At 40.7% G+C, this 12,112-nt stretch carries 9 protein-coding genes and 3 pseudogenes; 3 read left to right on the top strand and 9 right to left on the bottom strand.

The features are described 5' to 3' along the window. Positions 1–883 (top strand): annotated as a pseudogene (locus IPK31_14000) (transglutaminase family protein). 37 nt (positions 884–920) lie between these two features. On the opposite strand, the pseudogene IPK31_13995 reads toward IPK31_14000, so the two are convergent. After that, positions 921–4,354, bottom strand: a pseudogene (locus IPK31_13995) (transglutaminase family protein). Positions 4,355–4,579: 225 nt separating this feature from the next. On the opposite strand from IPK31_13995, the gene IPK31_13990 reads away from it, so the two are divergent. After that, a complete protein-coding gene (locus IPK31_13990) occupies positions 4,580–5,488 on the top strand; it encodes a methionyl-tRNA formyltransferase (GenBank protein MBK8088951.1) in 909 nt (302 codons plus the stop codon). A 29-nt stretch (positions 5,489–5,517) separates the two neighbouring features. Here IPK31_13990 and IPK31_13985 read toward each other — a convergent pair whose 3' ends face one another. Further along, positions 5,518–5,988 (bottom strand): hypothetical protein, encoded by a 471-nt coding sequence (locus IPK31_13985; GenBank protein MBK8088950.1) that lies wholly within the window; start codon positions 5,986–5,988, stop codon positions 5,518–5,520. 63 nt (positions 5,989–6,051) lie between these two features. Beyond that, a complete protein-coding gene (locus IPK31_13980) occupies positions 6,052–7,056 on the bottom strand; it encodes a LysM peptidoglycan-binding domain-containing protein (protein ID MBK8088949.1) in 1,005 nt (334 codons plus the stop codon). A 94-nt stretch (positions 7,057–7,150) separates the two neighbouring features. Here IPK31_13980 and IPK31_13975 point away from each other — a divergent pair, with 94 nt between their 5' ends. Next, entirely contained in the window at positions 7,151–7,759 is a 609-nt protein-coding gene (locus tag IPK31_13975) for a ribonuclease H family protein (GenBank protein ID MBK8088948.1), read from the top strand. Here the strand turns inward: IPK31_13975 and IPK31_13970 are convergent. The 6 genes and pseudogenes from IPK31_13970 to IPK31_13945 form a co-directional block, all read right to left on the bottom strand. After that, entirely contained in the window at positions 7,731–7,964 is a 234-nt protein-coding gene (locus tag IPK31_13970; protein MBK8088947.1) for an RsmF rRNA methyltransferase first C-terminal domain-containing protein, read from the bottom strand. The genes IPK31_13975 and IPK31_13970 overlap by 29 nt on opposite strands. Positions 7,965–8,005: 41 nt before the next feature. Continuing rightward, positions 8,006–8,632 carry an RsmB/NOP family class I SAM-dependent RNA methyltransferase gene (locus IPK31_13965; protein MBK8088946.1) on the bottom strand — a complete coding sequence of 209 codons (627 nt, stop codon included), beginning with the start codon at positions 8,630–8,632 and terminating at the stop codon, positions 8,006–8,008. Further along, positions 8,629–8,952 carry a hypothetical protein gene (locus tag IPK31_13960; protein MBK8088945.1) on the bottom strand — a complete coding sequence of 108 codons (324 nt, stop codon included), beginning with the start codon at positions 8,950–8,952 and terminating at the stop codon, positions 8,629–8,631. The genes IPK31_13965 and IPK31_13960 overlap by 4 nt, the downstream gene beginning before the upstream one ends. Positions 8,953–8,968: 16 nt before the next feature. After that, positions 8,969–10,400: pseudogene (locus IPK31_13955) on the bottom strand (NAD(P)(+) transhydrogenase (Re/Si-specific) subunit beta). Between the two features lie 14 nt (positions 10,401–10,414). Next, entirely contained in the window at positions 10,415–10,726 is a 312-nt protein-coding gene (locus IPK31_13950; protein ID MBK8088944.1) for an NAD(P) transhydrogenase subunit alpha, read from the bottom strand. Between the two features lie 4 nt (positions 10,727–10,730). Next, on the bottom strand, positions 10,731–11,840 hold the full coding sequence (locus IPK31_13945; GenBank protein ID MBK8088943.1) for a Re/Si-specific NAD(P)(+) transhydrogenase subunit alpha: 1,110 nt from the start codon (positions 11,838–11,840) through the stop codon (positions 10,731–10,733). Positions 11,841–12,112 lie beyond the last annotated feature (272 nt).

The raw sequence follows: 12,112 nt of genomic DNA, 5'->3' as shown, positions 1-12,112 counted from the left end.
ATGCTTTATTCGGTAGAACATACGACAAAATACAAATACAATGAGCAGGTGAGCCTATGTCATAATATTGCTGCATTATCTCCTCGCAGTACGGGTCAGCAAATCTGCAAGTCATCGAACATGATCATATCTCCATTGCCGGATATACTGGAAGAGCACACAGATTTCTTTGGTAATAAATTATTTTATTTTGTAGTAGAGCAGGAACATGAAGAATTAACTGTAACGGTAAAATCGCAGATTGAAAAAATCATTAATGCTGATACAGAACCCGCCATTTCAAATCAAAGCTGGGAAAGTGTAAGAGATATTCTGCATACTTCGACAGGAGAATACATCGATGAAAAACAATTCACTCTTCCTGCAGCAATAACAGCTCCTACTGATGAAATAAAAAACTATGCAGCATTGTCATTCACAACAGGAAAACCATTGTATGAAGCAGTGTATCATTTAATCAACCGCATTTATACCGACTTTCGTTTTACACCCGGCTTTACTACCATCTCCACTCCCTCTTTCTGTTGTAATGAAAGAACGCAAAGGTGTATGCCAGGACTTTGCACACCTTGCTATTTCCTGTGTTCAATCATTAGGATTATCAGCAAGATATGTAAGCGGTTACCTTGAAACACATGCGCCGGAAGGAAAAGAAAAACTCACCGGTGTTGATGCTTCACATGCATGGTTTGCCGTATTTATTCCCGGTATGGGTTGGGTTGATTTTGATCCTACCAATAATCAATTAGCCAAAGAACAATATATCACCATCGGCTGGGGCCGTGATTATTTTGATGTTATTCCATTGAAAGGCGTAATCATGAGCAGCAGCTCGCATGAACTAATGGTGTCGGTAGATGTAAAAAGAATAGAGGGCAATTGATTAGTTTAATGCTGCTTTCATCTATCTGTTTTTTAACTTATTCAACTCCCTTCTTTAACCTCAAATCAAGTGTACACGGAAACTCATTATTAATTTCCGGTGCCGGTGCATCGTACACAAAAGAACCACGGTTATTTTCAATATAATGCTGCGTTACTGAAGACAGCACAGTTATAAAACGTTGTTCCTGTGTATGACTGGTATTTCCAAAGCGGCTGATGCGGCGACTCTCGGCTTCAAAACTATTAACAGGAAAAGTATCATAACTTCTGCCGCCGGGGTGTGATACATAATACGTGCAGCCGCCAACAGAACGACCGTTCCATGTATCAACAATATCAAAAGTGAGCGGTGTGTCAACACCAATAGTAGGATGTAATGCACTCGGTGGTTGCCATGCACGGTAACGGATGCCGCAAACATACTCGCCTTTTACACTTGTTGACGTAAGCGGTACACGAACACCGCCGCAGAGTAAAATGTATCGATTGTCGTTAATGCCGGAAAGTTTTACCTGTACTCTTTCTAATGAACTGTCTACAAAACGTGCAGTACCTGAGCTGCTCATTTCTTCGCCCAGTACATGCCAGGGTTCAATACCCATTCGCAGTTCCATTTTAATATCTTTTACTGTAACCGAACCGTAATGCGGAAAACGGAATTCGAAGAAGGGCTTAAACCAGTTAATATCAAACGCATACCCTGCCAGGTTTAAATATTCAACAACATCAGCGATATCCTGCTGCACATAATGCGGCAGCAAATATTTATCATAGAGACTTGTACCCCATCGTACCAGTTTATGTTTGTAAGGCTTTTTCCAGAATGCGGCTATCAATGCCCGTATGAGCAGCATTTGCAATAAACTCATTTGCTTATGCGGCGGCATATCAAATGCACGGAATTCTAATATGCCTAATCTTCCCGAAGAAGAATCGGGAGAATATAATTTATCAATACAAAATTCGGAGCGGTGAGTATTGCCTGTAATATCAGTTAGTAAATGCCGGAATATTCTGTCGGTTATCCAAAAGGGAATGAATCCTTTTTCAGGCACCTGGCTAAAAGCAATTTCCATTTCATACAGGCGGTCTTCAAAGCCTTCATCAAATCGGGGAGCCTGACTGGTAGGACCAATAAAACTTCCCGAAAATAAATACGATAAACCGGGATGATGCTGCCAGAATGTGATTAAACTCCGTAATAAATCGGGGCGGCGTAATAACGGACTGTCAGCAGGTTTTGCAGCTCCAATGGTAATATGGTTGCCACCGCCGGTTCCTGTATGCCTTCCATCGAGCATAAATTTTTCAGTACCAAGCCGTGATAATCTTGCCTGTTCGTATAATGTATCTGTATTACCTAAAAGTTCTTTCCAGTTTTTTGCGGGATGAATATTTACTTCTATCACGCCGGGATCGGGTGATATAACCATACGCTCAACCCTGGTATCCCTTGGTGGTTCGTAACCTTCAATGCGCACCTGCATTTTTAATTTGGCCGCTGTACTTTCAATAGAAGCCACCATGTCGAAGTAGTGTTCAACATAATCCATCGGCGGCAGAAAAATATAGATCACGCCATCCCTTACTTCCACACTTAATGCCATGCGGATGGTTTCAATTTCATGAGTAATTTCTGCCTCTGGTTCTTTTTCTTCAACTTTCTTTTTTTCTCCAGCTTTTCTATTCTCAAATTTTTCTTTATTCTCCCCTGCTAGTTTTGCTATAGGTTCAGTATTGGTAAATACTTTACCATAACGCCATAATATGGCTTTATGAAAATCTTCCAGCTCGGGCAGTTCTTCAAACAAACTGCGTTCTACTTTATGCGGCACACGGGCTGTGGGTATTACCGGCAGCGACTCTAACGGTAAGCGTAAACCGACAGGAGAATTACCGGGTATTAAAAACAAATGTTCCCTGTTAAACACCCATTTACAGCTCAACCATTTATCATCCCAGTAATTCCAGCGCAGCGGTATTACATAGCCAACAGGTTCATCAAGTCCCTGGTTAAGCAGTTGTGCTAAAGTGCGCCGCTCTAATGGATCTTTTAAATTTGCTTTTAACGGATCAACATTAGCCGGAGTTTTCCCTTCCGTCCATAAAAAATAAAATACATCTTCGTAAGCCGGACTGATATTATCCAAACTTACTGCTAAGTGCCGGGCCAGTTCCTGTGTAAATGCTTCGGCATCTTTGATGGTATATTTCTTTTTGTTTTTTCATGAGCAATCAAATCAAGATTTTTCCAAACTGGAAAACCATCTTTGCGCCAGAACAATCCGTATTGCCATCTTGGTAATGGTTCGCCGGGATACCATTTGCCCTGACCGTAATGAATCAATCCACCCGGGCCAAATTTTTCTCTTAATCTGAAAATAAGATCATGTGATAATTCTCTTTTCTCTTTTCCATCGGCAGCCGTATTCCATTGTGCCGATTCCATATCATCAATAGAAACAAAAGTAGGCTCACCACCCATCGTCATGCGCACATCACCAGCTGTTAAATCTTCATCCACCTGTTCGCCAATTGCATTTATCTGCAGCCACTGCTGTTCAGTAAATGGTTTGGTTACTCTTGGATCTTCATAAATTCTTGTTACTGAATTTTCAAATTCAAAACTTACTTCGCATTTATCAGTAGCGCCAACAACAGGTGCAGCACTTGCATAATCGGGTGTGCATGCCAGTGGTATATGTCCTTCACCGGCAAACAATCCGGAGGTTGCATCCAACCCAATCCATCCAGCACCGGGAATATATACTTCTACCCATGCATGTAAATCGGTAAAATCATTTTCGGGGCCTGATGGACCATCCAGTGATTTTTCATCGGCAGATAGCTGCACCAAATAACCTGATACAAAACGGGATGCCAATCCTAAATGGCGAAGCAGCTGTACAAACAGCCATGCTGTATCACGACAGGAGCCTAATTTTTTTTCTAGGGTTTCTTCGCAGGTTTGCACACCTACTTCCATGCGAATGGAATAGTTAATGAGTTTATTTAATTTTTGATTGAGGTACACCAAAAAATCATTGATGGTCTTTTTGCTTGTATCAATTTCGCTTAACAACTGCATCAGCCTCGGGCCACGCTCTTTTATTTCTAAATAAGGAATAAGTTCTTTAGGCAATTCGCCCTGGTAAGTAAACGGAAAATTTTCTGCATACTCTTCTACAAAAAAATCGAAAGGGTTGATGCTTACCATATTGGCAATTACTTCAACTTCAATTTTTAGCTGGGTAGCTTTTTCAGGAAATACCACACGTGCCTGGTAATTACCAAAGGGATCCTGCTGCCAGTTAATAAAATGATCTTTGGGTTCTACCTTAAAAGAATAAGATTCAATAGGAGTTCTGGAATGTACTGCAGGCCGCAGACGAAATACATGCGGTGACAAAGCAACTAACCTGTCGTAAGAATAAATTGTCTTGTGCCGTATTGCTACCCTTATAGCCATGCTGGTTATTTAGTTTAAATGGTCAGGGCGAGCAATCGTTTGTTTTGTTTCATGGGGTTTGAGCGAAGATAAATTTTATTTGGCAGCTGTGGTTATCAAAGATTTCATGCTAATCATGGCATATTCTCAGCATTTCTTTGCGGCTTTGCATGAAAACTAACTCTTATCAGCCTGTTTACTACCTTCGCAGCAATGGAAAAGAATCAATCGCTGCGGATAATATTTATGGGAACTCCTGAGTTTGCTGTTGCCTCTTTGGATGCTTTGGTGAAAGCAGGTTATAACATCGTTGGAGTTGTAACAGCACCGGATAAACCGGCCGGCCGTGGTATGAAGATGAATGAAAGTGCCGTTAAGAAATATGCCGTTGAACACAAACTGCATATTCTTCAACCGGAGAAATTAAAGAATCCTGAGTTTATAGCAGAATTAAAATCACTAAAAGCCGATCTGCAAATTGTTGTTGCTTTCCGTATGTTACCTGAAGCTGTTTGGAATATGCCCCCGCTTGGAACAGTGAACGTGCATGGAAGCCTGTTGCCGCAGTACCGTGGTGCAGCACCAATTAACTGGGCAGTGATCAATGGAGAAAAAGAAACAGGTGTTACCACGTTCAAACTAAAACACGAAATTGACACGGGTGATATTCTGTTGCAGGAATCATTTCCCATTGGTGAAGATGATACAACCGGTGAAGTACACGACCATATGAAAGAAGTGGGAGCAAAGCTGCTGGTAAAAACAGTTGAAGGTTTGATGAATAAAACACTTGTTGAGAAAATACAATCGTCAGTCGTGAGTAGTGAGTCGGCAGTATTAAAACATGCACCGAAAATATTCACAGAAACTTGCAAAATTGATTTCAGCAAAACAGTGGAGGAAGTACATAATCTTATCCGTGGCCTCTCTCCTTTTCCCGGGGCATTTACGACATTGCATGATAAGATGCTGAAGATCTACAGAAGTAAAAAAGAGATCACCACACAAAGGCTCCCTGCTGAATTTGTAACGGATGGAAAAACATTTTTAAAATTCGCCTGCAGTGATGGCTATGTGCATCTGCTCGAAATTCAACTCGAAGGAAAAAAGAAAATGCTGATTGAAGATTTTTTGAGAGGGTATCGGTTTAGTTAAAAGTAAATTTTATCGAACTCCCGGCTATACTACCTGATTAATTTTAAATCGTTTTCAAATCCTGCAATAACTAATTTCTTTACAATCCTATCGACAACGATTGTTAAACCAAAAAGCAGCAAGCAAATTAGTGGGCTTTTAATATCTGTAATTTTACTTACAGTAAAAATTGTAATAAAAAAGAGTCCGCTCAATATGAATAGAGTGGCTATAAAAGAAAAGTTGGTTTTTGTTGATACCGTAATCCTCGTTTTATTCCCATCCTTATGGAGAGTTGTGATTAGCTTAGTTGAAGCTACTTCTGGAAGCAAAGGCCGCCCAATTGAAAACCACTTTGTCATTAATATAAACTGCGGTGGGTCACTAGAAGAGAAATTTCCAAACATTAAAAACTTGGAATTATTGAAAGGTGCTGAGATTACTTCATCGAAGTGAGAAAAGGTTTCTTCAATAGTTTTATCGACAATATAGTCCTTGCTAAAGTTTAAAGTTTTCTGCATTAATCAACGGTAAAATTGCGAACAAGTCTTTTATCTCTTTACACTTCTTTGAACTCTTAGCTCCTATTTCCCCCAAGCCAACTCTGCATTAAACTTCTCGGCACTGATCCCTAATTGCGAAGCAGCTGCATTACTGATCCTGAACAGCAATCCACTGCCGGGACTTGTTTCTTCCACACCACCCAATACTTTAGCATAGATAGCTTTTCCGTTAGAAGGGTTTTTGATCAGCACAATTGTTCCCTTCTCCACATTGTCCATCAGGATATAATATTTTCCATCGCTCCAGCCACTGGTACTTTTGAAAACTGAACCGGCACCACTGTTGGCACTTACACGTTTTCCATTATTTGTCTGTTTATTGAATTCATCTCTGAAAAACCCATTGCCTGAATAATTCACAGTTGATACTTCCATCTTTGGTTCTTCTCTCTTTACTTCAACAACAGGTTTTTGCACAACCGGTGGTTCAACCTTTGACCCTTCCTTTTTAATCACAGGTTCAGGTTTCACTTCTTCCTTCTTTACAACAGGTTCCTGTTTTTTCGGTTCCTGCTTAACAATGTTTGGTTCGCTGCGTACATTCATTCCCTGCGCTGCAAGTGGTGATAATGTTTTATCTACTTTCAAAAACCCGATGATCACTTTACTTCCAACACTTACTGCATCACTGCCTAAATTATTCCATGATTTTACAGAAGCATTATCAGTTTTAAACAGCTGGCTAATCTTAGTCAATGATTCGCCTTGTTTCACTACATGATAAACAGGAACAACCGTTTCATTTTCTTTTCTTGTTCCGTTTTGCCAGAAATTAATTTCATTCAACGGAATTTTTATCCGCTGCCCGATACTCATCGGCACTGTTAATTCCAATCCATTATAAGGCGCATAAACTCTTGGGCTGATATTGTAGATACGTCCGATGCTGTAATAATTTTCTTTGGCTCCAACGGTATGTGTGAGGTACGGCGTGTTATTATCCAGTTGCACCAGCAAAGGGGTTGTTTGGGCAAATGCACTGAAACAGGTAAATAAAGCAAAAAATAAATAAAAGGCTCTCTTCATGACGAATGTAATTTACTGCGCAAAGATGCATAATTCTCAGAAAGAATCGTACCAAAGAAAACCTTAACGATTCTTTTACTAACATTGCAGCCTCATGAGTAAGGTAAAACCTAAATACTACGTTGTCTGGAAAGGGAAAGAGCCGGGTATTTATACCAGCTGGAACGATTGTAAGCAGCAGGTGGAAGGCTTTGCCGGTGCAGCTTACAAGTCATTTTCCAGTATGATGGAAGCTGAGCTTGCTTATAAAGAACATTTTGCCAAACATATTTACAAAAAAGACAAAGAGGTTTCTGTAAAAGATCATTCTGCTGTTGGTTCGCCTATTCACGACAGCATTATTGTAGATGCAGCCTGGAACAGTGTGCAGAAAGACATGGAGTACCAGGGCATCATGTACAAAACCAATTCACGCATTTTTCATATGGGGCCGCTGGCACATGGCACCAATAATATCGGCGAGTTCTTAGCTATTGTACATGCACTGGGCTATTGCAAAAAACACGCAATGGATACCATGCCCATTTACAGCGACAGCAGAAATGCAATTGGCTGGGTGAAGGCAAAAAAATGTAAAACAAACCTCGAAGAATCTCCAAAGACCAAACACATTTTCGATCTCATCCACCGTGCAGAAAATTGGCTGCAGGAAAATAAATACAAAAACAAAATACTCAAGTGGGAAACAAAAGCATGGGGATGACAGTTGATAAAGCCAGTGCATGTTCAGGAATCAAATCGTTCTTGGCAATAGTACCCAGCTCTACTCCTGCATAGCGCACTTTCAGTTCCTGCATCAGGTATTGAATAGTCTCATTCCATTGAGCGGGAACGACTGCAATATTTTGCCCCTGTAAGATGAATGATAAATCTTCTGTTGACTGTAGCCAGTTGGATGCAATGGCCATATCATTTTTGGATGGCGTCTGTGTTGTTTTGATTTTTATTCTTACCGTATCAGCATCTTCCTTCTTTCTGAATGCAGCAATAAAAAACCTTCGCCTTTTACTTTGTATGGCCAGAAGCGATAACCATAAGCTCCCTGTGATGATTGCGTTTCATCAATACTCCAGCCTTCATCAACGTTCAATCGTAAACTTTCAACATTAAACTCTTTGCTTAACCAATCCAGTATCTCCTCATCTTCTTCTGAGGAATATGAGCAGGTGGAATAGATCAATACCCCATCTTCTTTTAAACAATCCCATACATCTGCAATGATCCTTTGCTGCCGCTGACTGCAGAGCTGCACATTATCTTCGCTCCATTCCTTGATGGCTTCCGGATCACGGCGAAACAAACCACTGCCACTGCAGGGTGCATCAATTACTGCCACATCAAACAAACCTTTCAGTTTTGAAAACTCTTTGGGGTCATTGTTGGTTACAACTACATTGCTGCTACCCCACTTGATTAGATTTTCTTTAAGAATATTTACCCTTGAATGAATCACTTCATTACTCACCAGTAAACTTTCTTTGCTGATGATGGATTGCAGCAAAGTTGATTTACCACCGGGAGCTGCACAAAGATCAAGTACCAGCAATGGCTGCGAAAGATCAACGGATTGTTTCATCGCCTGCTCCAAAAAATACTGCTTGCTTCCTGCACGTAATAAGTGCCTGCATGAAATAATGGATCAAGTGTAAAGGATGGGCGTTCGCTGAGATAAATACCATTTGATGACCAGGGAACCCTGAGCGAACCTGTCCCGATGATAGCGGGAGTCGAAGGGTGTTCCTGTGATACATCGAGCGAAGTCGAGATGTATTGCTTCAACGGATTTTTGCGTACAGAAGTTACCTGTTCACCGCTTGCATGCACTTCTTCAAATGCAGCTTGATCAAAACCCTTTGTATGTTTGATAGAATGTAGTAATGATAAGGGAAGCTGCATGCTGTAAAATTACAAACTATAAACTCTTTATCTCTGTAATTAAATCCTGCAAAACTTTTTTAGCATCACCAAAGAGCATAGAAGTTTTTGGCCTGAAGAATAAATCATTTTCAATACCTGCATAGCCCGGCTTCATACTCCGTTTGTTTACAATCACGGTTTTCGCCAGTTCCACATCCAGTATCGGCATACCATAGATGGGTGAAGCAGGATCGCTTTTTGCGGCGGGGTTAACCACATCATTCGCCCCTAATATCAATACAACATCTGTTGATGAAAATTCTTCATTGGCCTGTTCCATTTCAAGCAGTTTTTCATAAGGAACATCTGCTTCTGCCAACAGCACATTCATATGACCAGGCATACGTCCGGCAACAGGATGAATAGCATATTTTACTTCCACACCTTTGCTTTCAAGAATTTTTTCAAGCTCATGACATACATGCTGTGCCTGTGCAACAGCCAGTCCGTAACCGGGAACAATAAATACTTTACCGGCATAACTCATCACAACCGCCGTATCACTCAATGAAATTTCTTTGTAACTGCCCTGTGATGTTTTACCTGCTGCTGCAGTTTTTCCACCACCGCCAAATGATCCGATCAATACATTGGCAAGAGAACGGTTCATTGCCTTGCACATTAAAATAGTCAGTAATGTACCCGCTGCACCAACAAGAATACCGCCTGTGAGCATTGCTTTATTATCATAGAGGAAACCGCCACATGCTGCGGCAACACCGGTGAATGAGTTCAGCAAAGAAATCACCACTGGCATATCGGCCCCGCCAATGGGAAGTACAAAAGAACTCCGTATATAAATGCAAACAATCCAATTAAAAGAAAGGGGACAAAAATATTTTCAATATCTGAACGGTAAGCAATCACTGCTGATGCCAGAACTAAAACCAGCACGATCATATTAACAATATGCTGTCCCTTAAATGAAAAATCTTTTACCCGTCCATTTAATTTACCCCATGCAATGATACTTCCTGTATAAGAAACCGTACCAATGATTGCGCCTGCCACTATGGTAATGTAAAAACCAACAGGCACAATTTCTGAAAAAGGAGTTGCGCCTGCTTCTTTATGCAGTAAATAACTATGATAAAATTCTGCTGCTGAAATTAATGCTGCTGATGCACCACCCATACCATTGAACAGACTCACCATTTCCGGCATGGCTGTCATCTTTACTTTTTTGCCGCCATTGTACCTACCACAGCACCAATAAGGATACCACTGAAAATCCAGATGTAGTTATGCAGTTTGTTTCCTGTTTCATCGGTATAAAGAAAAATGGTACCGATAATGGCGATGGTCATACCTGCTGCAGCAACAAGATTTCCCGTTCTTGCTTTCGCAGGGTTGGAAAGCATCTTCAGTCCAAGAATAAATGTTACTGATGCAATGAGATAACAAAGCGTAAGTATATTAAGTTCCATAAATTTCATGTGTATTACTTTTTCTTCTTCTTAAACATTTCAAGCATTCTGTCGGTCACAACAAAGCCGCCCACCACATTCAGCGTTCCCAGTATCACGGCAAGGAAACCCAAACTAAGTGCCAGGTAATTATCACTTTCAGCCTTTCCCATAACGATGATTGCTCCAATGATCACCACTCCATGTATGGCATTGGCACCACTCATCAGCGGTGTGTGCAATACGCTGGGCACATGACCAATTACTTCAATGCCCACAAAAATCATGAGGACAACGATATAAATGATTTGCTGATTTTCTGTAATCCAGTTTAAAAATGACTCCATAATATTATTTTAAACGTTCGTTTACAATTTCGTTGTTATGTGTAATGCAGCTTCCTTTCACCAGGTCATCTTCCCAGTTCAAATTCAACTGACCTTCTTTGCTGATGATGAGCTGTAAAAAATTGAGTACGTTCTTTCCATATAATTTACTTGCATCTGAAGGCATGGTTGCCTGCAGGTTTGAATTACCGATTATACTTACTCCATTCATTACAACTGTTTCATTGTTTTTTGTAAAGGGTGTGTTGCCACCGGTAGCAGCAGCAAGATCTATGATGATTGAACCTGCCTGCATCAACTGAAGCATTTCTTCTGTAATCAGGATAGGTGCTTTTTTACCTGGAATCTGTGCAGTTGTAATAATGATATCAGCTTTTGCAACACTCTCTGAAATTCTTTGCTGTTGCTTTTGTTTGTATTCTTCTGTTTGTTCAACCGCATAGCCTCCTGCTTTACTGGCATCTGCAGCGCCTTCCACTTCAACAAATTTTGCACCGAGGCTCATCACTTCTTCTTTCACCGCAGGTCTTGTATCAAATACTTCCACAACAGCACCCAAACGTTTGGCTGTAGCAATGGCCTGCAATCCTGCAACACCTGCACCAAGGATCAAAACCTTTGCAGGTTTAATACTTCCTGCAGCAGTCATAAACATGGGGAAATATCTAGCATAAGAATTCGCAGCCATCAGTACTGCTTTATAGCCCGCAATATTTGCCTGCGAACTCAGTACATCCATTGCCTGTGCACGGGTTGTGCGTGGTAGCATATCCAATGAAAAAGAAGTAACCCCTTTGGCTGCCCAGTCTTTCATTACGTCTGCATAAATCAACGGTTGATAAACACCGATGAGGATTTTCGATGAGATCTGTTCAATTTCTGAAGGAGTTGGTGCATGGATGGTTAAAAGAATATCCGCACTATTGATCACTTCCTGCCGTGTTTTGATTTGTGCACCGGCCTGTTCATAGGCAGCATTACTGCAGAAAGCCTGCTCCCCCGCTCCGCTTTCAATAACCAGGGTGATTCCTTTTTTTGTAAGAGCCGCTACTGATTCTGCAATAAGCGACACTCTTGTTTCATGGGCCGGTTCCTTTAAAACACCAATCGTCATAATAAATCAGGATTAAGAAAAAAAATGATTTGTAATTGCATGAAGATATTGATTTTTTGCAAAGGGCTGATAAGGGGAGTAGTGATTCTCTTCAGTTTTTGGGCTGTTATTCATCAGGTTTAGGACTGATCTGCAAATTCGTTAAGGAAACCGGTAGATTGATCTGTTAGCAAGGGTTTTCTTGACGAATTTGAGCTTTTTACAACTGTAAGAATAAAAAAAATGAAAGCAATTATAAATACGAAACAGAGATGAAATTAATGAGAAAGGGT

It is taken from the genome of Chitinophagaceae bacterium (genome assembly GCA_016713085.1).
Classification (GTDB): domain Bacteria; phylum Bacteroidota; class Bacteroidia; order Chitinophagales; family Chitinophagaceae; genus Lacibacter.
The sequence above is the reverse complement of the archived record's forward strand: the minus strand, read 5'-3'. Positions and strand labels throughout refer to the sequence as shown.